This window comes from Lactobacillus sp. ESL0700 (assembly GCF_029392095.1).
GTDB lineage: Bacteria > Bacillota > Bacilli > Lactobacillales > Lactobacillaceae > Lactobacillus.
The window spans coordinates 549940-573702 of sequence record NZ_CP113930.1; the positions used below are offsets into that span (position 1 = coordinate 549940).

Annotated in this window: 40 protein-coding genes and 1 pseudogene; 39 read left to right on the plus strand and 2 right to left on the minus strand. The window is 37.0% G+C overall.

Going from position 1 to position 23763, the window contains the following annotated elements; translation table 11 throughout:
* Positions 1–52: 52 nt before the first annotated feature.
* The gene (locus OZX63_RS02790; protein WP_277144389.1) at positions 53–460 is read right to left on the minus strand and encodes a M48 family metalloprotease; all 408 of its coding nucleotides are present in this window, start codon (positions 458–460) and stop codon (positions 53–55) included.
* A gap of 4 nt (positions 461–464) precedes the next feature.
* Complete coding sequence (locus OZX63_RS02795; protein WP_277144391.1) at positions 465–806, minus strand: helix-turn-helix transcriptional regulator; 342 nt, start codon at positions 804–806, stop codon at positions 465–467.
* Between the two features lie 258 nt (positions 807–1064).
* Between OZX63_RS02795 and OZX63_RS02800 the strand changes: the two genes are divergently transcribed.
* From OZX63_RS02800 to OZX63_RS02990, 39 genes and pseudogenes are all read left to right on the plus strand, one after another.
* Positions 1065–1268, plus strand: a complete 204-nt coding sequence (locus tag OZX63_RS02800) for a helix-turn-helix transcriptional regulator (protein WP_122025102.1) — start codon at positions 1065–1067, stop codon at positions 1266–1268.
* A 15-nt stretch (positions 1269–1283) separates the two neighbouring features.
* Positions 1284–1583, plus strand: a pseudogene (locus tag OZX63_RS02805) (antA/AntB antirepressor family protein); the annotation flags it as partial.
* A gap of 260 nt (positions 1584–1843) precedes the next feature.
* Positions 1844–1987: a hypothetical protein gene (locus tag OZX63_RS02810; protein WP_277144395.1), complete on the plus strand. Its 144-nt coding sequence runs from the start codon at positions 1844–1846 to the stop codon at positions 1985–1987.
* Between the two features lie 15 nt (positions 1988–2002).
* Positions 2003–2317 (plus strand): DUF771 domain-containing protein, encoded by a 315-nt coding sequence (locus tag OZX63_RS02815; protein ID WP_277144397.1) that lies wholly within the window; start codon positions 2003–2005, stop codon positions 2315–2317.
* 6 nt (positions 2318–2323) lie between these two features.
* Positions 2324–2485 (plus strand): hypothetical protein, encoded by a 162-nt coding sequence (locus OZX63_RS02820; RefSeq protein ID WP_277144399.1) that lies wholly within the window; start codon positions 2324–2326, stop codon positions 2483–2485.
* Between the two features lie 71 nt (positions 2486–2556).
* The gene (locus tag OZX63_RS02825) at positions 2557–2910 is read left to right on the plus strand and encodes a hypothetical protein (protein WP_277144401.1); all 354 of its coding nucleotides are present in this window, start codon (positions 2557–2559) and stop codon (positions 2908–2910) included.
* 1 nt (position 2911) lies between these two features.
* Positions 2912–3349, plus strand: coding sequence for a hypothetical protein (locus tag OZX63_RS02830; RefSeq protein WP_277144403.1), 438 nt, complete (start codon positions 2912–2914; stop codon positions 3347–3349).
* Positions 3342–3617, plus strand: a complete 276-nt coding sequence (locus OZX63_RS02835) for a hypothetical protein (protein WP_277144405.1) — start codon at positions 3342–3344, stop codon at positions 3615–3617. Before OZX63_RS02830 ends, OZX63_RS02835 begins: the two co-directional genes overlap by 8 nt.
* Positions 3589–4968: a DEAD/DEAH box helicase gene (locus tag OZX63_RS02840; RefSeq protein ID WP_277144407.1), complete on the plus strand. Its 1380-nt coding sequence runs from the start codon at positions 3589–3591 to the stop codon at positions 4966–4968. The genes OZX63_RS02835 and OZX63_RS02840 overlap by 29 nt, the downstream gene beginning before the upstream one ends.
* Positions 4965–5135, plus strand: coding sequence for a hypothetical protein (locus OZX63_RS02845; RefSeq protein ID WP_277144409.1), 171 nt, complete (start codon positions 4965–4967; stop codon positions 5133–5135). The genes OZX63_RS02840 and OZX63_RS02845 overlap by 4 nt, the downstream gene beginning before the upstream one ends.
* The gene (locus OZX63_RS02850; protein ID WP_277144411.1) at positions 5135–5860 is read left to right on the plus strand and encodes an AAA family ATPase; all 726 of its coding nucleotides are present in this window, start codon (positions 5135–5137) and stop codon (positions 5858–5860) included. Before OZX63_RS02845 ends, OZX63_RS02850 begins: the two co-directional genes overlap by 1 nt.
* Positions 5861–5862: 2 nt before the next feature.
* The gene (locus OZX63_RS02855; RefSeq protein ID WP_277144412.1) at positions 5863–6438 is read left to right on the plus strand and encodes a DUF669 domain-containing protein; all 576 of its coding nucleotides are present in this window, start codon (positions 5863–5865) and stop codon (positions 6436–6438) included.
* A gap of 12 nt (positions 6439–6450) precedes the next feature.
* Entirely contained in the window at positions 6451–7026 is a 576-nt protein-coding gene (locus OZX63_RS02860; protein ID WP_277144414.1) for a hypothetical protein, read from the plus strand.
* Positions 7010–7234 carry a hypothetical protein gene (locus tag OZX63_RS02865; protein ID WP_277144416.1) on the plus strand — a complete coding sequence of 75 codons (225 nt, stop codon included), beginning with the start codon at positions 7010–7012 and terminating at the stop codon, positions 7232–7234. The genes OZX63_RS02860 and OZX63_RS02865 overlap by 17 nt, the downstream gene beginning before the upstream one ends.
* A gap of 2 nt (positions 7235–7236) precedes the next feature.
* Positions 7237–8025, plus strand: a complete 789-nt coding sequence (locus tag OZX63_RS02870) for a bifunctional DNA primase/polymerase (protein WP_277144418.1) — start codon at positions 7237–7239, stop codon at positions 8023–8025.
* 3 nt (positions 8026–8028) lie between these two features.
* A complete protein-coding gene (locus tag OZX63_RS02875; RefSeq protein WP_277144420.1) occupies positions 8029–9324 on the plus strand; it encodes a VapE domain-containing protein in 1296 nt (431 codons plus the stop codon).
* 372 nt (positions 9325–9696) lie between these two features.
* Positions 9697–9855, plus strand: coding sequence for a hypothetical protein (locus OZX63_RS02880; RefSeq protein WP_277144422.1), 159 nt, complete (start codon positions 9697–9699; stop codon positions 9853–9855).
* Between the two features lie 10 nt (positions 9856–9865).
* The gene (locus OZX63_RS02885) at positions 9866–10057 is read left to right on the plus strand and encodes a hypothetical protein (RefSeq protein ID WP_277144424.1); all 192 of its coding nucleotides are present in this window, start codon (positions 9866–9868) and stop codon (positions 10055–10057) included.
* Positions 10047–10547, plus strand: a complete 501-nt coding sequence (locus tag OZX63_RS02890; RefSeq protein WP_277144426.1) for a phosphatidylglycerophosphatase A — start codon at positions 10047–10049, stop codon at positions 10545–10547. The genes OZX63_RS02885 and OZX63_RS02890 overlap by 11 nt, the downstream gene beginning before the upstream one ends.
* A 2-nt stretch (positions 10548–10549) precedes the next feature.
* Positions 10550–10855, plus strand: coding sequence for a hypothetical protein (locus tag OZX63_RS02895; RefSeq protein ID WP_277144428.1), 306 nt, complete (start codon positions 10550–10552; stop codon positions 10853–10855).
* Positions 10855–11196, plus strand: a complete 342-nt coding sequence (locus tag OZX63_RS02900) for a VRR-NUC domain-containing protein (protein ID WP_277144430.1) — start codon at positions 10855–10857, stop codon at positions 11194–11196. The genes OZX63_RS02895 and OZX63_RS02900 overlap by 1 nt, the downstream gene beginning before the upstream one ends.
* A 171-nt stretch (positions 11197–11367) precedes the next feature.
* A complete protein-coding gene (locus OZX63_RS02905) occupies positions 11368–11547 on the plus strand; it encodes a hypothetical protein (RefSeq protein WP_277144431.1) in 180 nt (59 codons plus the stop codon).
* A 37-nt stretch (positions 11548–11584) separates the two neighbouring features.
* Positions 11585–11773 (plus strand): hypothetical protein, encoded by a 189-nt coding sequence (locus tag OZX63_RS02910; RefSeq protein WP_277144433.1) that lies wholly within the window; start codon positions 11585–11587, stop codon positions 11771–11773.
* A gap of 17 nt (positions 11774–11790) precedes the next feature.
* Complete coding sequence (locus OZX63_RS02915) at positions 11791–12261, plus strand: ArpU family phage packaging/lysis transcriptional regulator (protein WP_277144435.1); 471 nt, start codon at positions 11791–11793, stop codon at positions 12259–12261.
* A gap of 262 nt (positions 12262–12523) precedes the next feature.
* The gene (locus tag OZX63_RS02920) at positions 12524–13537 is read left to right on the plus strand and encodes a hypothetical protein (protein ID WP_277144437.1); all 1014 of its coding nucleotides are present in this window, start codon (positions 12524–12526) and stop codon (positions 13535–13537) included.
* 65 nt (positions 13538–13602) lie between these two features.
* Positions 13603–14037 carry a terminase small subunit gene (locus OZX63_RS02925; RefSeq protein ID WP_277144438.1) on the plus strand — a complete coding sequence of 145 codons (435 nt, stop codon included), beginning with the start codon at positions 13603–13605 and terminating at the stop codon, positions 14035–14037.
* The gene (locus OZX63_RS02930; protein ID WP_277144440.1) at positions 14030–15277 is read left to right on the plus strand and encodes a PBSX family phage terminase large subunit; all 1248 of its coding nucleotides are present in this window, start codon (positions 14030–14032) and stop codon (positions 15275–15277) included. Before OZX63_RS02925 ends, OZX63_RS02930 begins: the two co-directional genes overlap by 8 nt.
* Complete coding sequence (locus OZX63_RS02935) at positions 15268–16701, plus strand: phage portal protein (protein ID WP_277144442.1); 1434 nt, start codon at positions 15268–15270, stop codon at positions 16699–16701. The genes OZX63_RS02930 and OZX63_RS02935 overlap by 10 nt, the downstream gene beginning before the upstream one ends.
* The gene (locus OZX63_RS02940; protein ID WP_277144444.1) at positions 16682–18181 is read left to right on the plus strand and encodes a minor capsid protein; all 1500 of its coding nucleotides are present in this window, start codon (positions 16682–16684) and stop codon (positions 18179–18181) included. Before OZX63_RS02935 ends, OZX63_RS02940 begins: the two co-directional genes overlap by 20 nt.
* Positions 18168–18422, plus strand: coding sequence for a hypothetical protein (locus tag OZX63_RS02945; RefSeq protein WP_277144445.1), 255 nt, complete (start codon positions 18168–18170; stop codon positions 18420–18422). Before OZX63_RS02940 ends, OZX63_RS02945 begins: the two co-directional genes overlap by 14 nt.
* 113 nt (positions 18423–18535) lie before the next feature.
* Entirely contained in the window at positions 18536–19144 is a 609-nt protein-coding gene (locus OZX63_RS02950) for a phage scaffolding protein (protein ID WP_277144446.1), read from the plus strand.
* 3 nt (positions 19145–19147) lie between these two features.
* Positions 19148–20131, plus strand: coding sequence for a hypothetical protein (locus OZX63_RS02955; protein ID WP_277144448.1), 984 nt, complete (start codon positions 19148–19150; stop codon positions 20129–20131).
* 16 nt (positions 20132–20147) lie between these two features.
* Entirely contained in the window at positions 20148–20543 is a 396-nt protein-coding gene (locus tag OZX63_RS02960) for a hypothetical protein (RefSeq protein ID WP_277144450.1), read from the plus strand.
* Positions 20540–20902: a hypothetical protein gene (locus OZX63_RS02965; protein WP_277144452.1), complete on the plus strand. Its 363-nt coding sequence runs from the start codon at positions 20540–20542 to the stop codon at positions 20900–20902. Before OZX63_RS02960 ends, OZX63_RS02965 begins: the two co-directional genes overlap by 4 nt.
* Positions 20899–21300, plus strand: coding sequence for an HK97 gp10 family phage protein (locus tag OZX63_RS02970; protein ID WP_277144454.1), 402 nt, complete (start codon positions 20899–20901; stop codon positions 21298–21300). Before OZX63_RS02965 ends, OZX63_RS02970 begins: the two co-directional genes overlap by 4 nt.
* Positions 21297–21707: a DUF6838 family protein gene (locus tag OZX63_RS02975; RefSeq protein WP_277144456.1), complete on the plus strand. Its 411-nt coding sequence runs from the start codon at positions 21297–21299 to the stop codon at positions 21705–21707. The genes OZX63_RS02970 and OZX63_RS02975 overlap by 4 nt, the downstream gene beginning before the upstream one ends.
* Positions 21688–21900 (plus strand): hypothetical protein, encoded by a 213-nt coding sequence (locus OZX63_RS02980; protein ID WP_277144457.1) that lies wholly within the window; start codon positions 21688–21690, stop codon positions 21898–21900. Before OZX63_RS02975 ends, OZX63_RS02980 begins: the two co-directional genes overlap by 20 nt.
* The gene (locus OZX63_RS02985) at positions 21901–23265 is read left to right on the plus strand and encodes a phage tail sheath family protein (protein WP_277144459.1); all 1365 of its coding nucleotides are present in this window, start codon (positions 21901–21903) and stop codon (positions 23263–23265) included.
* A 13-nt stretch (positions 23266–23278) separates the two neighbouring features.
* Positions 23279–23755 carry a phage tail tube protein gene (locus OZX63_RS02990; RefSeq protein ID WP_277132479.1) on the plus strand — a complete coding sequence of 159 codons (477 nt, stop codon included), beginning with the start codon at positions 23279–23281 and terminating at the stop codon, positions 23753–23755.
* Positions 23756–23763: the final 8 nt, after the last annotated feature.

Genomic DNA, 23763 nt, shown 5'->3' on the forward strand with positions numbered 1-23763 from the left:
ACAGTAATATTTTAGCAAAGATTAATTATCAATAATACCGCTTACTTTAGAGTCAAAAAAACAAATCATCATTGTTTCTAAATAATTTCACTACATCATCATACATTCTAGTTGGAATACCATAAGCTTGCATAAATTGACCTGGTTCTTGGTAACAATCATATTGATTAGTCGCATAATCAAAAATCAAATTGAGTGAATAAAGATCAGCGTGTCGTTCTTTAGACGTAAGCGTAGTACCGCAATAACTTGAAATGCCCAAGTCACCATCCACTAAATGACCGATTTCATGACCAATAATGAAAGGTAGTTCAGCTTTATTTCTCCAATTTGTATTAATGATAATCAGCTTTTTAGATTTGTCAGCTAGAGACCTATATTCCTCAGCTTCACATATTTGAGCGACACTAAAGCCTTGATCAAGAGCAAAATTTAATAAATATTGTATTAAATCATTCACTTATCTACCTCTTTCTGCCGTGTTGAATATCTGAGTCCATTAAATTTTTTATGATATTTAGATAATCTTCTGGAATAGGGCGACCACGGTATGATAATAATTCATCGTTCTCAATGTCCACAGCATGATGATCCTTAGAAACAGGTGAGGGGTCATCAGTATTGCCTAGTAGGTAGTCTGTTGATGTGTGAAGAACTTTAGCCACCTTTTGCAGATTTTCTGTGGAAGGTGTTTTTGTTTTCCAATGATAAATAGAATTTGTACCTAACCCAGCCTTATCATTTACATATGAGAGCGACATTTTTCGCTCAGATGCTAATTTTTTTAATCTTTCAAATGTAGTCATATCAACCATTCCTATTATTTAAATGATTAAATTTAGCACAAGTGCAAAAATATAGTTTGACTTTTTAGCACGAATGACTTATATTTAATTCATCAAGTAATTGAGCAAGAAAAAACTAGCCTATCAATTCGGTAACTTTGGCGAGTAAAGATTGATATAGCACTGTTTCTTTGCTTATTTGTCATGGCTACATATTAGCACCTGTGCTAATTTTAGTCAAGAACTTGATTAAAAAAATACTGAAAGGAAGTGAGAATTATGGTCGAAGAAGAACTAGAAAGAGCTACTGAAAATTTGGAAATCAAATTCAAAATAGCTTTGATTAAGCGTCACATGACGCACAAAGAATTAAGTGAATTGATTGGTACTAGTCAAGCACAGGTGTCTCGTGCATTGAAAGGTGACAATATGCCTAGCTCTAAGAAAATTAGAACCAAGGCTGCAAAAATCTTAGGAATTTAGAAAGAAGGAAATGTAATGCAGGAATTAATAAAAGTGCAAGTCGAAGGTGACCAACAATTAGTTAGTGCTAGAGATTTGCACAAAGGATTAGAAATTAAGAAAAGATTTAGCGCTTGGGTTGAACAAAACTTTAAAGACTTCGAAGAAGATATTGATTTTACAAGCGTACCTACAAGTACGGTTGTTGGAAACGGCGCTGTTAAGCCACTTGTTGATTATGCCTTAACAATCGATATGGCAAAACAACTTTGCTTATTAAGTCGAACAGAAAAGGGCAAGCAGTACCGCAAATATCTGATTGAAGTTGAGAAAAAGCTTCGAGTAATCCTGACGGTAGCACTTATGTTACATACACAACAATGGTTACAGGTGAAGGGCAGAAATACTTCATTAACAAGTTGTTGGGTAGTGAGCAGCTGGAGCTAGTGTAGAAAAATGGGAAAGTGCTTAGGCGAAGTTTTAACAGATGGAACATTGAACAAAATGACTGAGTCAGAGCGTAAAGAGTTTTGGACTTCATACAATGATTTAGTTGGTTTTGCCAATAGATTTGTTAAAGAAAGGAAATAGCTAAAATGAGTGAACATAAATTTACTGAAAGAATAAGTATTGATGCTGACGATGCTTTCATCATTCTTGATGAATTAATCAGCAAGTTAAAAGAAGCAAATGAAGAAACCTCAAAATTAAAGTCTAATTTAAGTGACTTAAAAAGTTAGGAGGTAGTGATAGTAATGCAAATCCCAGTGACTAAGGAAGAACGTAAAGCTGAATTTAAGGAATTCGCTAAGGAACTACATTTAGTTCCTGAAGATGATCTGATGGGTAAAACAATCGGCATTGATGAATTTCGTAAAAAGTATTGCGGCGGAAAACACGCAGAATGGGTAAGGACATTTATTTTGGATGTCTTTAAACCGGACTGGGTAGTTAATCCACATAAGCAGCGTGTCAAAACTATTATTTTCGAGTATCCAGCTAAAAAGTGGATGAATGAGCATTATCAAGAAATTGATTGGAATGCGAAGTTAAGCGATTTAGGGAAGTGAAAGGAGATGATGAAACGATGGAACGAATTAGTAAATCGATTTTTAGGAACCGATTTGAGCGTAAAGCAAACAAGCTTGTGGACTATTCTGTTAGTCCCTGCATTAGCAGCATTAGTGACTTATCTGGTAACTTGTCCGAGCGTTTACGTAAAAGAGATTGGCATGTAAACAAAAAGTCCGCAATCACTGGTACTGATTGTGGACTAAGAAATATAAATATCTAAGGAGAATTATAGCACATGGAAGTAAAAGATGCAGCAGGTCAGCGATTAGCTGCAAGATGGCTGCGAGAAGAAAGATATTTCGAAGATAGTCGTGGCGAGGATTGTTGGACTGCGGAAGACTGGTCAGGCGAAAACTGCAAGATTGGCGAAGCCTGTGATTACGAAACTTTTCAAGAATTTGTAATTGCCCAGCTTTACACGGCAATGAATACCAATACGACTAAGGAGTTTATGGAAAAATCGGGTTATGAAAATGACCCTAAAGAGATGTTATCGGACCTGCTTTGCGAAGACGATGCTGACGACTGGTATCAAGATAAAGCGGAAGAAATATCAGATTCAGGATTAACGTATATGGGAGATTTATAGAATGGAAGAAAAACGAATTTTAAAGGTGTCTGATGGTAGGTCGATTAACTTTATTGAAAATACAATTTATTTTGATGGAGGTAATGCAGAGCCTTTTACTAAGACGGAATTATTTGAAAAGGAATTATCCTGTGCTGATTTTAATGCTGTTAATTATTTTTTCAGTGAAACTGAAATAAAGCAAAAGATTTGGGACATGGCAATTCCTTATTATGAAGAAAAGCGAATTTTTAAAATTGGTGAAACAAGCCTGTATAAATGCCATGATACATGGTATTTAAGCGACATACATGAAGTTACACAAGTAACCTTTGAAGAATTTAAAGAAGCACTTGAAGATTTATTTAATCATAGCCATGTCCTATATACAGATGATGATCTTGCAAATGATTTATGGGATAAATTCAGTGACCCTGTGGAGGATACTGACAATGACTGATTTTAAAGAATGGCTGGACACTACTGAAACGGCAATTAGTGTTTGGCCAGATGAGTTAGTGGCTGCTGCTTTAAAGAAAAACAAAACTTATGCCTCAGCTAAAAGATGGCTGGAAAAACAGAAGCCAAGTCTTGATGGCAATTTCACGGCATCACCTAGTGAAGCATTCAGGCAGAATGTCGTGAAAGCAATGTTTGAGCAAGCAATCAAAGAGGTTACTCAGTTAGCGATGGGGCAAAATGTACCAACTAAGAGAGTATCAAACTAATCTCGTTGCGCAGATTATTAAATCAATGCGTTCTGGACACCGACACATTATTGTGCAAAGTCCACCGCGAACTGGCAAAACTGTGGTCATGGCTGAAATTGCTCGCAGGACAACTTTAAAAGGTAATCGAGTAATGTTTATCATTCATCGTAAAGAAGTCTTAGAACAGGCTAAAGCAACTTTTAAAGAGCAAGATGTGGATCCTGATTTAGCCACAATGGGCATGGTGCAGACATTGACTCGTAGAGTAAATAAATTGCCAGTGCCAAATTTGATTTTGATTGATGAAGGACACCATGCCTTAGCTAAGAGTTATCAAAATATTTTGAATAAGTTTCCTCAAGCGTTTGTTTTATTCTTCACGGCAACACCTGTCAGAACAGGCAGACTGCAATTGGACCAAGTTGCTGATGATATTGTCCTGGGGCAATCAATTAAAGAATTGACTGAAAATGGTTATTTAGCACCGTTCAGATATTTTGAACCACCTAATGATTTTGATGCCAGTAAATTAAAGCGTTCATCAACAGGTGATTACACGAATAAGTCAATGGATGAAGCAATGAGTTCAACGATTTATGGTCATATTGTTAAGCAGTACAAACGAATAGCTCAAGGAATGCAGGCTGTGGTTTATACCTATTCAATTGAATCAGCCATTAATGTGGCCAAAGAGTTTTGTGAAGCAGGAATTGCTGCAGCTGAAGTTGATGGCAAGACAGAAATGGCAGTCAGAGATCGAATTGTTGAGCAATTTCGCAAGCAAGAATTGCAAGTCCTGGTTAATGTCAATCTGTTTACGGAAGGCATAGACCTGCCAAACGTTGACTGTGTGATTATGGCCAGACCGACAACATCGCTGGCATTGTACTTACAATTTTCAATGAGGTGCTTAAACCCCAGGCCTAATAAAACGGCAATCATTATTGACCATGCTAATAACTTCCAAAAGTTTGGTTATCCCGATGATGATCGCGACTGGAAACAAGCAATTATTACCCAAGATAAAGGTAAGCACAAGGCTGCTACTGAAAATATCGTGCAGATTGTACAGTGTGATTACTGTTTTGCAGTAATTAGACCTAGTGCTATTAAGAACGGTAAGTGTCCATATTGTGGCAATCCAGTTAAAGTGATTACGCCAAAAAAGATTGCTGATATTGATTTAATTGAAGCAAGACGCAAAAAAATTAATGAAATTGTTAATGACAATGTGATGCAGAACGTGGCTGATAAAAAGCCGAGTGAACTGCACTCAATGAAAGAACTAAAAGCTTATGCAAAACTACATGATTATAAACCTGGCTGGGTGTATTTCCAAGGCAAGATGAAAGGACTAATTAAGAAATGAATCTAAAACAATTTAATTCGAAAGAATTGTTAGAAGAATTATTGAGCAGGGGTTATTTAAGAAAAATAGAAACAGGACCATATAAGCATTATCGATTGAAAGCTAAATATGGTGCTGAAGACGATTTAAATCCCAACGAAGTATTTATTATTCCGGAGGCAAAATAATGATTACATTACCAAAAGTAGAAACATTAAAACCAAAGTCACAGCCACATAACTTTTTTATCTGGGGCGCAACAATGAGCGGCAAAAGTTACTTTGCCAGTTTCTTCCCAAATCCGTTAGTTCTGAATACTGACGGTAACAGTGAACAGGGCTCAGCACCAAGCATTCAGATTAGAAATGAGCGTGGTAAAGACGGCAAATTAAGACAGTCGGCAATTAAGCAGATTGATGATGTGATTTTAGCTTTGCAAAATCAAGATAAAACTAAACCGCAGTTTGAAACGCTAGTAGTTGATGTTATTGACGACATCTGTGTCATGTTTGAGCAGGCGATTTGCATTGATAACGGAGTGCAATCGTTAGCGGACATTGGCTATGGCAAAGGTTATGCAATGCTCAATTCAACCTTGCAGCAGTTCGTGATGGATTTAAAGGCATTACCGATGAACATTATTTATATCAGTCGTGAGTTATCAATTACTGACGATAAAACTAATGTAACTACTTATGTTCCATCACTAAAAACGAAGTATTACAACATCGTGAATGGCAATTGTGACCTAGTTATCCGAACGCAACGTTTAAAGGGCGATAATTTCTATCGTTCAATTGAGGCAAAGCGTACAGATTACAAACCAGAAAATATTACTAATCATCGAGTTTTGACCTTATTAGAAAAAATACCAGGTATGTTTCCAACTGAACAAAAGAAAGAGAGTAAATAACAATGGGATTATTAGATGCATTAAACCAAGTAAAACAAGAAAAATTTGATCCAAGCGAAGGCAAAACAGGCAGTGGTTTTGAAAAACTTCCTGCGGGTACCTACAACGTTAATCTGAAAGAAGTTAATCATGGAGCTTGGAATTCTGGAACTGAATATATTCGCTTCACAATGGAAGTCTTAGATGGTGAAGAAGCAGGTAGACAAGAATTTATCACGCCAACTCTGGCAGAGGTTTCTGCTAAAGGTAAACCAATTCCTGATTTCGTTTTGGCAACATCGATTAAAACGATTAAGGTTATTGGCCAAATGGCAGGTTTTGTTGTACCAGACAGTGTGTTTGCTGGACAAACGGAAACTGAAAATTATGAAGCAATTGCTAAAGCATTTCAGCCATATATTGGTAAGGTTATGCAAATGACAATTAAAGAAAGTAGAAATAAAAAGGATCCTGACAATCCTTATCGAAATTATGAATTTGCACAGTTGGAACAACCTAAAAAAGCAGCTGTAAAGAAGGACCCATTCGCAGGCTCTGGCGACACAGTAAATATTTCTGATGAAGATTTACCATTCTAAGGAGGCAAAGAAATGATTAGACCATGGAATGAAGTGCCAGAAAATGAAAGGTTTACTTATAAAGGTTACAAATGTGAAGTTTGGCGAAATCCAAATTTAGGTTTTCTCTGTGGATATGTAATGATACCTAAAGATAATAAGCTGTTTAAAGTTGATTATACTGATGATGAATTTCCAGATTTAAGTATTCATGGAGGTATTACATTTTCAAATTGTGACGAAGATAGTAATTGGTGGATTGGATTTGATTGCGGACATTTTAGCGATCTTGTTCCGGGTTTATCAGATAATGTAAGTTCTGAAAATGCTTCTTATAAAGATAAGAACTTTGTTACAAATGAATTGAAAAAGTTAGTAGATCAAGTCATGAAGTATGAAAAAAGTTTTAAATTTGTTGTTGATGGTGATGATCAGAGGTGGGCAGACGCATTTAACAATTGGAATAAAAGTCATTTTCAAGTGAATAAAATTTATCAAAAAAGTGAATGCAATATGAATGCTGCGAATATTTTTGATCACGAAGTTGCACAAGGACCTGCAATTAATTTTGTGGAAATTAAGGAGGCAAACCATGACTGGAAAAATTAGCACTAAAAGTGCATGGATTAGTTTAACTAATGGTCAAAATTGTATGGTTAAAGGCAGTCCTGACGATATTTTATGTGATGTAGAGGACTTGAATTCTAGACATGCAAGTAAATTCATTGAAGTAGAAGAGATTAGAAATAATGCGGATCCAAAAACTTATATTAGAAAAAATGCCATTGTTTCGATTGGTGAAGTGATTGAGATGTAGTCATGTTAGTTAATTTAGTCAATTATGCGATTAGCTACGCACAACATGGCTTCTCGGTAATTCCAATTGGGCAGAACAAGCGACCGCTAATTAAATTCGCTGATAGACCTGCATTAACACCTGATGAAATTGAACGGGTTTGGCAAAAATATCCATTAGCTAACATTGCACTGAAAACTGACAAGTTTTTTGTGGTTGATGTTGATCGGCACGGTGAAGTAGATGGTACAAAATCAATCAAGGCTTTAAATCATGATGAATGGTTTAAAGGCACATTGACAGAAAAAACTGCGCATGATGGTTTCCACTTCTTCTTTGCTAAACCTACTGGTGATGCAATTGCGCAAAATATTGGCTTTTTGCCAGGTGTGGACTTAAAAGCACACCCCAATAATTATGTGGTCGTTGCTCCTTCGAATTTACAAGGAAAGTCATACAAGTGGCTTAATCGCAATCCAATCAGACCGGCTCCAGTAGGTTTATTGGAATTAATTAAAAGTAAAAAGCCGGAGTTCAAACCGAATTTTAAATCAGATTATTTAAATCAAGGCAAGACACAAACAACAGCCTTATTTGAAGAAATAGTTAATGGCTTAGGTGAGACCGGTGGCCGCAACAATGCACTGGCAAGTTTTGTCGGTGGCCTATTATTTCGCAATGTTAATCCAGAAATTGCTGGGCAGTTGGCAGTGATTGCCAATGACAATACAGCTGATAAATTACCGTTAAAAGAAGTAGAAACAACTGTTAACTCAATGATTGAAAAAGAAATTCGTAGACGAGGAGGTTAGGCAATGAAGCTGGTTGAAGATAACGCTAAAAAATTAGCTAAAATGCAGACTTCCCACGATATTAATTTTTCTGAAACTGAAAAAGGTGCTTTGAAAACTAATTCAGTTATGAATGTAATGCTAATTCTACTAAATGATAAGTCACTCAAAGGTTTATTCAAATTTAATGAATTTACTGACTCAGTAGATATTTCAAGAAAGCAAAAAATTCAACTATCAACGATACCACCGCTCAACTTTTCTGAAGGTAAATATGAGGATAAGGACACAAATAGCCTAGAAGCATATATCGAAGCTAGTCCTAACTACAAGCATACAGTTTTTAAAAATGCCTTAATTGAGCAGGCAGTTGACAATGTGGCCAGAGCTAATTCATATAATCCGTTAGTCGATTATTTCAACAATTGCTTAAAAAATTGGGATAGAAAACGGCGAGTAGATAATTTCTTCCCTACTTATCTTGGAGCCGAAAAAGATGAAACTGACATTTTAATTACAAGACTATGGTTAATGGGAGCAGTGGCCAAAGCTTACAACCCTTTAGTTAAATTTGACTACGTTCTGGATTTAGTAGGTGGTCAAGGAGCCGGCAAAACAACGCTTTTGCAGAAACTTGCACCACTTGGTTTATATACTGATCAGTTCACTACCTTTACTGATAAAGATGATTTTGAAGTAATGCGAAATGCTTTAATCGTTAACGATGATGAGATGACCGCATCAAACAGAGCTTCATTTGAAGAAATTAAGAAATTCATTACAATGCAGAGATTTGAATATCGCAAGTCTTACGGTAGAAACGTCAGTCACTTCAACAAAAAGTTTGTCATTTCAAGAACGACAAACGAAATTAAGCACCTGAAAGATAAATCAGGTGACAGACGATTTATTTCAATCCTAGTTAACCCAGATAAGCAACTAAAACACCCAGTTACGGATTTAACGCAAGATTATGTTGATCAGTTGTGGGGCGAAGTAGTCTGGCTATATCAGCAGGCAAAAGACCCGTTTATTTTAGATAAACATCAAAGTGACCTATTAAAGAAGAATCGTGAACAGTTCATGTACACAACTTCACTGGAAGATGAACTTGACGACGTTTTGGAAAATACATTTGCAGATACAGACTTCATTGCTAATACAGATTTAGCATATTATCTCTTAGGTTCACAAGATGGATTTACGAATAACCGTAAAGCATCACGAGAAGTTAGGTATTACATGCAGCATAAAGGTTGGGACGCAGGTACAAGAAGGCGAGTAAATGGAAAAATAACTCGTGGATTTAGAAAAATGTGACAGTTGTAAAAGCTGGCGTAACAAGTGATTAGACGATGTTTGTGTCACTTGTGTTAGATAATTAAAATTACGTGGCACAGCGAAAACTCTTGGGAGAGTAAGTGTTAACTATGTTTTGTGCCACATAACCATATATTTATATATAACATTTATAAATAATATATATTACTTTTTATAAATGTTAGAAGAAAATTATCTGTCACATGGCACAAAATAGTCTTGAACTTTAGAGCTAGTAAGGATACAGCTGTGACAGATAATAATTTTTATCTGTCACATTAAATCAAAAAAACAGGCGATTTTTAAATTAAGACAGCTAAAATCGCTCTGTTAAATCAAAAAAACGGCATTTTTTAAATTAAGGAGATAAATATGGCGTTAACTAGATTTGGAAAAATGCTTAAGCAGCTTCTGTTTATTGAAGAATCAGAAACGGATAAAGGTTTAGCAATCAAAAATGTTAATTACACTAAAAAAACCAATTTTAATAACAAGAAAGAACGATTGATTATTTCAATCGACTATGAATAAGGAGAATGACATGCAAGGTAAAGTTTTATATTTTAAGGGTAATATTGACAATTTTAAGACTAAAGATGATGAAGTGACCATTCAGATTAAAGCAGACACGAAAGATGTGTCGCTTGATCGGTTACATGATATTGCTCAGGGTACAATCGGGATTCAATTGGAGGCGGCTCAAACTGAGCTGATTAAACAAGATGGAAAATAGAATAAAAAATCATTACCCAGACACTAAAGCATATAACTATATACTTAAAGAATTTGATGAAAAGGGCATTGATTTAAATATAATTGCTAAAGAAGCTTATGAAAGTCAATTACGACATCATACTAAAAAAGATTTGAGTTTTTATCGTAAAGCTTTAGATAAAGTTTTACATAAACGAGAAATTATGAATTATATTATGACCGGCTTAGCTTTGGATAACTTAGCTACAGCTAAAAAATTGCCTCAGCCTTTGCAATCTATTTTGGATAATGACTTAGGCGTTTATGGAACTGATGAATCAATTGCTATTGGTATGACAGGACTATATGGTTCAATTGCTCAGACTAATTTTGGTACCTTAGATACTTACAAGTCTGGTCTAGCAAAAGAAATCGATACTGATAATAGCAGAGTTAATGTGTTTTTAGATGACATTGTATCAGCGTTAAATGCTTGTACTCAGGCACAAGTAGCACATAGCGAGGCGTAGCGATGAAAGCTAGTGATTATAAAACATATAAAAGCTGGTATATACATTGGGCAATACCAGGAATTATAAGTGATTTAAGTGAAGCTGGTGCTAAATTATTAGGACTTGAAATTTTTCCAATATCACTAATTGTGGGATTACTTTCTTTGCCAAGATTAGCCACAAAAATTGGAAAAACAATCATGCTAATGGCGGTAATACTTTATTTGATAATACTAGCTGTGCAACTGATTAAAGTTATAAAGCAATATAACAAGTGGGCCAAAGAAGATTGGAATGAAGCACATGAAAAGGATAGGATAAATTAATGACAGAACTTAAAACGGAACATGATATTCAAAATTCAATTCGCCTAGCATTCTCACAGCGGCATTATCTATGTTTTCGTGCAAATGTTGGCAAGGTTTTAATGCAGAACGGGCGTTGGTTTGATACAGGGTTACCTAAAGGATTTCCCGATTTATTCGGGTATGACAATTTAAATAAGCCATTCTTTATTGAAGTTAAAAATGCAAAAGGCAAACCGAGACCTGATCAGATTAGGTTCCATGAAATGCTTTCCCAACGAAATATTTGTCACGGTATTGCTCGCAGTCCTGAAGAAGCAATTGCAATTGTGAAAGGAGACCTGATTGGGTATGGATACTAAGAAATGCGAGTATTGCCAGAATGGTAGATATATTATTGACGATGATGATAATGAGCTTTGGATAACTAAGGATAATGGCAGACCAGTAATTACAATGGATGGTAGTTGTGGCATTGTATCTAGACAAATAAATTACTGCCCGATGTGTGGTAGAAAGTTGGAGGTATAGCTATGACTGAAGAAAAAGGCTGTGCTTATTGTACAGACGGTGCTGCAAAAAGTGAAGACGACAGCGAAAGCGATATAATAGTCAAATTGCATAAACGTAGCGATCATGATAACTATCCGTATTTAAAGGTAAAAGAGTATTCGGTTCAGGGATTTCTGGGGCTTGATATTCCTGTAAGCTAATGTCCCTGGTGTGGTCGTCCTTTAGGAGGTGACTCTAATGAAAACTAATTCAATAGTTCGTTTAAATGATGGTAGGACGTCTTATCATGTTAAGGAAACAATGAAACAAATTATGGGTAAACTGTCTGATACTAAATTTATTAAGCTGACTGACCAGGCTCTCGGTCCAGTCTTAATCAATATTTCCAATATTATTTCGGTGACTAATTATGATAAATACTATTAATACAAAGGGGTAATTCGATGCAATTCTTTCGCGAGCTTGATGAAAAGAAAACAGCTGATAAAACTGAAAACTTTTTAGATTACAAATTACCACAGTTTATTGAGCAAACAGGATACTTATTGCCTGATTTAGCTAGTCCTAAGTGGTCTAGCATGCCCAAAAGTCCTAATGCAATCAACTCGCGTGAAGATAATCTACTTGAAGCAATTGAGATTGATCGTATTATGCGAGCTATTCATCAAACAATTTATCATTGTTCATCAATTAGTAAAATAATTTTAATATCTTTATTTATAAAGCGTAATTCAGTAGAGCAAACAATGCGGTTATTACCTTACGAGAAAACTCGCTATTATAAGCGATTAAAACCTAAAGCATTAATCGAATTTGCTAATAAGTATCATTATTATGAAAATCAGAATGGTGTTGATGATGATAATTTTATTGAATTAAGAATTTTCAAAAAGCAACATTCAGAGGAATTTTAGAGCAGATTATATGACTATAAAACGTGCTATATTAGTATTGTCGAAAGAGTGATGGAAAAGCTAGTTCGACAGAGAGTGGTTTTTAAGAAGTGTACAAAGGTAGCGGTGCGTTAGGTACGAAGATAGCCATGTCGGTTATAATGCAGGTTCAATTCCTGTCGCCGCTATAGTCCGTGATGACGGTAAACTAAAAATCATTCATCTCAAAAAATCTAGCTTTATTGGCTAGATTTTTGTATTATTGCAGTGAGGTGAATGAAATATGGATAAAAAATATTTTTCTAACGCTTTTCCAGCTGCCACGGCTGCGCTAGATATACATGAATATAATGGTGAAGATTTTCAAAAAGTTTTAGATTGTTTATTTTTAATAGCTAACGGTAGTATTCAATCTTCTGCTTTAAAACAACCTTTAAATATATTGGTAGCTGAAACCACTTCGTTTTGGTGTCTAGCAATTAATTTTGATAAAGCAATATTTGGTGAAACCGTTTTTAACGATATTGTGACTAAAAGAAATGATAAGGAAATAGAGCCTTTTATTAGAAAAGTATTTTTTGAAGAAATTGGTATGAATACAAATGCAATTATTAGATTACCTAAATCTTCTTTTGATAAAATATTTAATAAATTGTTGTGTATATTTAACAAAAGTGGAAAAGTCAATGAAAGAGTAAATATGCTTGCTACTTACAATTTATTTGCCGATAATGACGTAGAAAAATGTGTAATTGCAATTGCCAAAGGTTTAAGCAGAGGAAATTCATTATATGGAGGTAAAGGTATGTGGGTTAATCCAATATTTCAGGCTAAGGATTTAACAATAGATCCTAATATGTGTTTTAGTATTCTTCCATTTACTAAAGAGCGTTTAGAAATTTTAACTGATATTGTTAAGCCTGCTTTAGAAAATGATTTTAATATTAATGTGATTAAGTCTGGTGATGTTTTTGACGCTAACTTGAATATTATGGAAAGCATATGGACTTACATTAATAAAGCAAGATTTGTAATTGCAGATTTAAGTGAAAAAAATCCCAATGTATTTTATGAATTAGGAATTTGTCATACATTAGGTAAGAAAGTTATAACTATTTGTGATAAAAAGAGTTACGAAGAAGATTATAAAAATAAATTACCATTTGATATAGGTTTCATGAATACTATTTTTTATGAAAACAAGGCAGCTGGCTCTAAAAAGATGATTGATCAAATTGAAAATAACGTTAGAGCAATTATTTCAGGTAAGCCATATATTAATTCTGAGTCTATTTAGTAAAAATAATTTAATTGGCGGACACGATATCCGTCTTTTTTTATGCAGAAAGAAGGTGATAATGCTTGAGTTTAACAGTAAAACAACAAAAGTTTGCAGATGAATATATTAAATCAGGTAATGCCACGGAAGCAGCAATTAAAGCAGGTTATTCGAAACGAACAGCTTACTCAATTGGACAAGAAAACCTGAAAAAAGTTGAAATTGCTAATTACTTAGAAAAACGAATGAAAGAAATATCTGATAGTAAAGTTGCCGATCAGCAAGAAATTCTTGAGTATTTGTCATCTGTTATGCGAGGCGAGCAAACAGAAGATGTAGCAACAGCTAAAGGTATTTACAAAGATGTTCCGGTAGGAGCAAGAGATAGAATTAAAGCAGCTGAATTGCTAGGCAAGCGGTCAGCAATGTGGACAGAGAAGCATGATGTGAATGCTAGGATTGCAAGTCCAGTGCAAATAATTGATGATATTCCAAAGGATAGTGAAGAAGATGGTTAGATTATCTAGCTTGATTGCACCATCCTTTTTTAGTGTCTATCAAGATGTAAAACATCATCGCTATGCTAATTATTGGCTAAAGGGAGGACGTGGTTCAACTAAGTCCTCTTTTGTTTCGCTCGTTATCATTCTAGGCATGATGCAAGATTCAGAAGCAAATGCAGTGGTTATTCGTAAGGTTGCTGCCACCTTGCGTGATTCAGTGTTTGACCAATACTTGTGGGCAATCGACAAGCTAGGTGTGTCGGACTACTGGGCAAGCTCAACCAGTCCAATGCAACTAACGTACTTGCCGACAGGTCAACAAATACGGTTTAAAGGTGCTGACAAACCGCAAAAGATTAAGTCTCAGAAGTTTAGACATGGCTATACGAAATTCAAGCACTTTGAAGAAATATCAGACTTCAAAGGAATGGAAGAAATACGTAATATCAACCAGTCACTTAACAGAGGTGGTTCTGGCATTGTTACGTTCAGCTCTTACAACCCACCTGCTAGTCAGCGTAATTGGGTCAACGAAGCAACAGAACAGCAATCACTGCGAAAAGATACGTTAGTGCATTCGTCAGATTACCGCAGTGTGCCAAAAGAATGGCTTGGTAAAGAGTTTATTGCTGACGCTGAACAACTTAAGCTTGATAACGAAAAAGCCTACCAGCATGAGTATTTAGGCGAAGTTACAGGTACGGGCGCAGAAGTATTTGACAACATTACAGTGCGCAAGATTACTCAGCAAGAGCGCAATGATTTTGAAAGTATTTATCACGGCATGGACTTTGGATTTACTAATGATCCGACTGCTTATGTTGATATTGCTTACGAGCCAAACAGACGGCGAATACTTATTCTTAATGAAATCTATCAGCGCAGGTTAATGAATAATGAAGCAGCTGAGAAGATTAAGCAGACTGGTATTGGTCATGAATTGATTTCAGCTGATGCAGCAGAACCGAATACGATTGCTGAATTGCGCAGGTTAGGACTTAACGTTGTTGGCGCACCAAAAGGCAAAGGTAGCCGTGAGTTTACTTATAAATGGCTGCAAGGACTGAGTGAGATCGTGATTGACCCTGTTACTTGTCCGAATGCTGCGAGAGAGTTTAGAGATTACGAATATCAGCGTGATGGCATGGGTAACTTTATTGAAACATATCCAGATGGTGATGATCACACGATTGATGCGGTCAGGTATGGAATGCGTAGACAAATGGTGAAAGGAGGTTTTGTGCCATGGAAATAAGTGCAATGCAGGAATTGCTTAAAAACAAATCAAAGGAAATGGCTAAGTTTACCAATGATTACGAGAAGTCGCTACGCTATTATAAGACGCAGAATGACATTACCAATAAAAATAACGGTAAGTCTAAAACGAACAAAGATGGTAAGGATGAACCGCTAAGGCATGCAGATAACCGTGTCAGTTCAAACTTTCATCAATTGCTAGTTAATCAAGAAGCAGGTTATGTTGCCACAGTTGCACCACAAATTGATGTGGGTAGTCAGTCAGACAGTGACAAAGTTAGCGCTGTGTTAGGCGATAATTTTAATCTGACACTCAACCAGTTAGTTATCGATGCAGCAAATGCCGGTATAGCTTGGCTACATTATTGGATTGATGAAGACGGCAATTTTAGATATGGAGTAATTGAGCCTAGTCAGATAACGCCCATTTGGTCGACTGAGCTTAATCGTAAGCTATTGGCAGTGTTACGCAGTTATCGGCAGTTTGATGAAGAAAAAGGAGAGTACTTTAACGTTCATGAATACTGGACAGATAAAGAATGCCAGGCTTTTAAACAAACTAATAGCGCTGATAAGTATGAATTAGAACCATATGATTGTTTTACTAGCTATGACATGACGGCAGGCTATGAGACTGGTCAAAGTAATGTGTACAAGCACAACTTGGGTCGAGTTCCGTTTATTGCCTTTCCTAAAAATAAGTTTGAACAGCCAGACTTGCTGAAATACAAGGGACTAATTGATGCTTATGATGATATTTACAACGGCTTTATTAATGATTTAGATGATGTGCAAGAAGTTATTTTGGTGCTGACTAATTATGGCGGTGAAGATATTGACAAATTTGAAAATAATTTGAAAGTTCATAAAGCTATTAAGCTAGACAACATCGGTACTGGCGATAAGTCGGGCGTAGATAAGTTAACGATTGACATTCCAACTGAGGCTCGAGATGATGCGCTGAAGATTACACGTGAGGACATCTTTCTGTATGGCCAAGGAGTTGACCCAAGTAAATTTGAATCAACTAATGCTTCAGGTGTAGCAATTAAAATGCTGTATTCTCACTTGGAAATGAAAGCAGCTAATACTGAAACACATTTTCGGGATGCGATTAATGAGCTAGTCAGGGCAATCATGAACTATCTGCATTTATCTAATCCAGAAGGGCGTAAAATCACGCAGACATGGACGAGAACACAAGTTGAAGATGATTTAACACAGGCACAAACAATCGCTCAGTTGGCTAATTACACGTCAAAGGAAGCAATTGCAAAGAACAACCCACTTGTCGAAGATTGGCAGCAAGAACTAGAAGACCAGAAGCAAGATATTGCTGCAGGTGATCCGTATGCTACTGATGATGATTATGATAAGCCTGGTAAGTTAAACGGTGATTCAGATGACGACAAGGAAGACTAGGAACTACTGGAAGAACCGGCAACTTGAGTTAAAGCAACGTCAGTTGGACAATGCTACGGACTATGAAGCAGCATTGCGCAGTCGAATGAAAATACTGTTTAATGAAATTCAAAAAGAAACTGACAAGTTTCTGGCACGTTATGCAGCGAACAATGACATTGATGTACCTAGTGCAAGAAAGTTGCTGGCTCACGTTAACACAACTAACTGGCAGATGACACTCAAAGAGTTTGAAGAGAAAGCTAAGGCAGGTGGTTTTGACAAAGAGTTAGATAATGAATACTTTAAGAGTAGAATTGCTCGTTTAGAGAATATTAATGAGCAGTTGCAGAAGATTGGTGGTAACTTTGTCAACAAAGAGTCTGACAATATGGAAAATGCGTTAGCAAGTCAATTCCAGGACACTTATTTACACCAGAATTATAATTGGCAGGACTCACATAACGGCTTTAGCATTGATTTTACGCACTTTAATGAAACGCAGCTAAAGCAGATAGCTAATCAACCCTGGCAAGGCAATAACTTTTCTAAGAGAATTTGGAAGAATTACCATGATGTTTTGCCTGATCAGCTAACAGATGCTCTATTAAGAGGAACATTGCTTGGATATTCTGCTGATCGAGTTACAAGAATGCTCAAAGATCGTTTTGTTGACGTCACTAACAATCAAGTTCATCGCTTAGTTGTTACAGAAATGGGACACGCTGCTGAGAACGCAACAGCAGAGTTCTACGAAGATTCTAAAATTGAACAATACGAATACATGGCCACACTTGAGTCGCATACCTGCGAGCAGTGTGGTCTTTTAGATGGCAAAGTTTTCAACGTTAAAGACAGAGTTGACGGTGAGAATTACCCGTTAATTCATCCTTACTGTCGTTGCACAACTGTACCTTATGACAATACCCTGCCAGACATTGAGACACGTTGGATGCGTGACCCAGAAACTGGTAAAGGTAAAATAGTCGATAGCTTGAGCTTCAATGAATGGAAGAAGCAGTATGTTGACGAGCCTAGGTATGAAACAGTTAAGGCTTTGCTTGGTAAGCATGTTCCAAATAAGAAAAAATTTCTCGCTATTGGTAAAAATGATAATGAGTATAATAAGCTTTGGCATGATTTGAAAACTGTTAAATATATCAGAAATTCAAGTGTTGAAGGGGCCACACCTAAGAAACGAGAGATTGCAGAAGAAGCATATTATTCATTTCAAAGAGATGGTATCAATGCTTCTGGACATGCTATGTTACAGTATGCCATGCGAATGCATAGAAAAAAGACTGGTAGACTTTTGTATAATTACGAAACAATTAAACGGGTTGCAAAACTACCTGCTAATTATATTGATAGTAGAAATTCACGACTGGTATCATATTATGATAAAATAGTTGTGATAAAAGAACCTGATACAAGTGAAATAGTGACTATTATTAGACAGCGTAAGCCAGGAAAGAGGTGGAATAAAATTGAAGCAAAGTGAGAAAAAAGCAATAGATGTTCTTGAAAAAGCTTTTACTGCTGATATTTTAGGAGAATACATATTTGATATTCAAGATTATTATGCAGACGAAACAGATCAGCTTGCTGAAGATAATCCTGCTATGGAAGATTACCTAAACGATATTATTCCTGAGTTTACAGAAGGCTATGATAATCGAAAGAAAAAAGAGTGGCTTGAACAGCTACGAAAAATTATTGAAAAAGCTAAAACATTTGTTTAGCACTTAGAAATTAATCTGAGTGCTTTTTGTTTGCCCTGAGCATGGCGTAAAAAGGCTTATTTTTTATACCCTTGCGAGAAGTCAACTCGTAAAAAGATGTTAAAGGAGCAGTTATGAAAAGAGAACAGTTAAAAGAGTTAGGTTTGAGTGAAGATGTTATTGACAAAGTTATGTCAATGAATGGTGAGGACATTAATGCAGCCAAAGGCAATGCTGCCGAGCTTAGCACGGAAAATGAAAGTTTGAAACAACAGATAGCTAATAGAGATAAGGATTTAAAGAAGCTGCGGAAAGAGTCTAGCGATAATGAGGACTTGTCTAAGCAACTTAAGGATTGGCAAGACAAGTATAAGCAAGATACCGAGCAGCTTAATCAACAATTGAGCCAAACTAAGTTGGCTAATGCGATTAATCAGGCTTTGACAGCTGACAAGGTACGCAATCCAAAGGCGATTAAAGGCTTGCTGAATATGGATGACATCAAACTGAATGATAAAGGTGAATTGATTGGCTTAGATGAGCAAATAGCGGCGATTAAGAAGAGCGATGCGTATTTGTTTGACGAAGGCAGCAAACAGCCATACAACCCAGCTAGTGGTAGCCCTGCAACTAATACCAAGGCATTTAAAGATCTATCACTTGTTGAGCGTGTTCAGCTAAAGCGTGATAACCCTGAACTTTTTGAACGAGAAAATGAAGAATTCAAGAAAGGAATTGAATAAAACATGGCAGATTTAACAACAACACAAGAGTTTTTAGACCCTGAAGTCTTAGCTCCAATTATTGAAAATGGATATACAAAACAAATGGCATTCTTGCCCCTGGCTGACGTTGATAACACGCTAGTTGGCAAGCCTGGAGATACTGTGACAGTACCAACCTGGGGAACGATTGGTGGTGCGCAAGATGTAGGTGAAGGTGAAGCAATTCCAGTATCACAATTGAAGCAAGGCTTCACGACAGCAAAGGTTTCTAAGATTGGTTTAGGAGTACAGCTAACAGATGAAGCAATTCTTAATTCGGTAGGTGCTGCTGCTCAACAAGCAGTTAACCAGTTAACAAATGCGATTGCACAAGGAATTGACGATAAATTGCTAGCAGCTGCACTCACATCAAGCAACACTTTATCAAATGTTCCATTAAGTATTGATGGTATTGATACTTTTCGGGCAACATTTGGTACGCAAAGTGGTAGTCCTGCTTACACAATTATTGCCAATCCAGCAGATGCGCTTAAGATTAGCCGCTCTGTACGTGACTACACACGCGGCTCTGATACAGGTGCACAATTAGTTGTTAGTGGAGCAATGCCGTTAGCACTCGGTGCTTCTGTGGTTACTACTGACAAGATGGCTAAGGGTAAAGTAGTAGTTGTCTATTCTGGCAGTGATGACATTAAAGCTAACAGTGACCGTGACGAAAATGGCAAGATTACTGAATTCAATACTGGACGTGCATTTAAGATTTATAACAAGCGTGATTTGCTTGTAGAAAACACACGTGATGTAGCTAAGCAGATCAACAGCATTTATGCGTCAAAGATTTCAGCGCCATATATGCAGAATGCAAGTAAGGTATTGGTTGCTACGGTTAAAGATGCGCCAATTGTTTCAGCGCCAAGCACGCCTTCAAGTGAATCAGCTGCACCAAGTACGCAAGAAGATTCGACAGATGACACAAAGAAAGCGGCAACTAAGTCTAGCAAGTAGTTAAGGAGTGGTCGCAATGGACTACAAGAACTATTCGAAATATGACGATGTAGTTAAGAAGACTAAACTGCTACTACCCAATAGTGACAACAATCCAAGTTATGAAAATGTTGTTGATTTTACAGTTGAAAAAGCAATCAATGATGTTGCTAATTACTGCAATACGCCGATTGATGAGTTGCCAGCAGAGTTATGCAGCACAATTGTTAGTTTAACCGTGCAATTGCTTGATACTCACGGCTGGCTTAACAGAGAACAGAACGACAGCAACGTGGGTTCAATCACCGAGGGCGATGTTTCAGTTACGTTTAAGCAACCAAGCGAGGTCTATAAAGATTTGCAGGTAGTTAATGCCATCAGCGATGATTTTCGCTCGATATTGAACAGATTTAGGAGGTTACCACCACAATGAGTATGTTTGGCGGATTAACCAGGGCAGCACCACTGCTTTGGCATGATAAGGCAACGATTACTGGCAAGCGTGCAATTAAGCATGACGCTATCACTGATAGTGAGACCGTAACGATTGTTTCTGATGAACCGTGTAAAGTTATCCTAAAAGGGCAAAAAGCCAGCACACAGTCGTTTTTTGGTACTGACGAATATGATGCAGAATTGTTGATTAGAACCGGCATTGATATTCCGGCAGGCAGCCGTATTAGTGTAACTGATATAAATGGCAAAGTTGTCCAATATAAGCGAGCCAGCAAAGGCTATACCGGTTATGCTAGTCATCAAGAACTGGCAATGGTGAGGGATGAGAAAGCATGAGTTTAGGCACGGTTGATGATACTGAGTTTAAAGCTTTTACAGATAAGATTACGAATGCCGTAAATAGTGGTCAGTTAAAGCAAGCGATTGGTGAGAGTGCTGGTAGAATTGGTCAGCAGTCACTTAAGCAGTTCAAAGCTAATACGCCAGTTGATACTGGTAATTTAAGACGTTCTTGGACTGTATCTGGTCCGCACTATGACGGCATGAGCTGGAACATGAAACTCAGTAACAATACTGAATATGCGTCCTTTGTTGAGAACGGACACCGAACTCGTGGTGGTGGCAGTTGGGTACCTGGACAATTTTTTATGGAGAGGTCAAAAACGCAGATTGAAAGCCAATTGCCATTCTTAATTACGCCATTGTTAGTTAAGTTTAGGAATCTATTATCATGACAATTACAGAGCGCATAGCAAACGAAATAGCAACAATCTTTCCAGATGCAGTAATTTATACAGAGAACCAAGACAGCAACTTTCAGGAGCCGTCTTTTTTTATTCAAAAAATATTGACTGCAACGACACCACTACTATTTGAAAATCAAGACAGAAAATATCACTACCAGATAGTGTATTTTCCAAGCTCTGACCATCCAAATGCAGATATGGAGCGTGTGGAAGACAAGCTGCTAGACAATTTTACACAGCTAATGAATTTTGCCGATATTCATAACCGAGAATTTGATATTGATACAGCTAACATAGTGCTGGAAGTTAAATTTGAGGTTTGGACATGGGCAATCAAGCAAGATAATACGATTAAGCAAAGAAAGGTAGAGGTAAATGGCGGAGTCAAAGACTGACACAACAGTGCAGGAAAAGCCTATTAGCACTGTTACTAAGCAAGAAAATAGGTTTACGAAGAAAGCTATTCTCAATAGTAACTTGTTTGAAACCGTTGATAAGGACATTTTACGTACTGTTTTAGAAGACGATAAGACATATACAATTGAAGAATTACAAGTAGAAATTAAGAAATTTAAAGGAGGTATTTAAATGGCAGGCGGAACATGGAAAACGCAAAATAAACGGCGCCCAGGAGCATATATCAATGTTAAGGGCGTTGCTCAACCAACTTCTGACTCTAGCTTAGGAAGAACGCTGCTACTAAGCAATGCTCAGCTAAATTGGGGTGAAAAGGGAGTAATTGAATTACATAACGATAGTAATTTTAAAGAATTACTTGGGACAACGATTGATGATCCGAAACTTACAGCATTGAAACAGGTACTCAAGGGGGCTGAAACGGTCCTCTTTTTAAATACAAACGATGGTACTAGAGCCAGTCTTAACGACCCAGCTTTGCCTTGGAAGTTTATTGCCAAATATCCAGGTACAAGAGGTAATGATATTTCTATCAGTTTGGAAAAGGATCCAAATAACACAACGATTGTTAATGTGACAACGTTATTCGGCACTGAAATTGTCGATGAGCAAACAGTGACTACAACAACGGCTGGAAGCCTTGTAAGTAACGATTATATCGGCATTACTTTAACCGCTGAAGATGGTGGTCAAAGTAAGTTGGAAGCAATCAGTGCAGCTGCGAGCTACAAGTTAACTGGTGGGACAACCACGCCTGCGAATACTGAAGATCTGATGAGCGATGCAATGGAAACTGAGAACTACTCAGTTGTCACCACGGCTGGTTATCCAGAAAACAGCAATATTCATAGCTTGTTAGTTACTACGGTTAAGCGTCTAAGAGATACGGAGGGCATGAAGATTCGCGGCGTGATTCCGGCAAATTCAAGTATCAATAACGTCAATTACGAAGGCATTTCAGTTGTCGCTAACGGCTTAACGTTAAGTGATGGCACTACTTTATCTGTGACTGATGCTACCGGTTACTTTGCTGGTCTGTCCAGTTCAGTTGATGGGTCAGCATCGCTAACTTATACAGAAATTGAAGACGCAATTAGTGCTAATCCGCGCTTAAATAATGAAAAAACCATCTCAGCGCTGAATGCTGGTCAGATTGTCTTTTCAACGCGTCCAGGTCAACGAGTTGTAATTGAGCAGGATATCAATTCACTGACAAAGTTCACTAAGGATAAGCCTAAGAGTTTCAGCAAAAACAAAGTTCTGCGGGTATTGGACGAGATTGCGACTGATACTGAACAAGTATTTGAACAAAGCTACTTGGGTAAGGTTGGCAATAACGCCGCTGGCCGCGACTTGTTTAAAGCTAATCGAGTAAGCTACTTACAAGGTTTAAACGACAGTAACGTAATTCAAGACTTTAGTGCAACTGATATTACGGTTAATCCGGGCGAAGATAGTGATTCCGTTGTTGTCGATTTGGCAGTCAAGCCTGTGGACGCGATGGAAAAGCTGTACGTCACGATTAACGTAGGATAAGGAGGACAAATGAATGCCTTTAGAAGCAAGTGATTTTTTAAATGGTAGAAATGCAATTTCGACCAAGGAAGCGACTGTAACACTAACGATTAGTGGTCAAGTCTATAAGATGATTGAGTGCAACGAATTTACAGCCAAATTAGAGAAGAAAAAGGAAGATATTCAAACACTAGGTACGCACTGGAAGCGGAAGAAGACCACTTCTATTGAAGGAACTGGAACGTTGAGCGGCTACTTGATTAACTCTAATTGGATTAAGCAAGCAATGCCTTATGTTCAGAATGGTCGTGACTTGTACTTTGATATTACTTTAACGATTGAGGACAAGACGACTGATTGGGGAAAGCAAGTTGTTCAACTCAATAATGTCAACCTTGACACCATTCCGATTGCCGATTTCAAGGCTGATGATGGTGTAATGGAAGTTAAATCTGACTTCTCGTTTGAAGGATTTAGCTTAATTAATGAATTTAACGGTAGTTTAGCTTAAGGAGAATG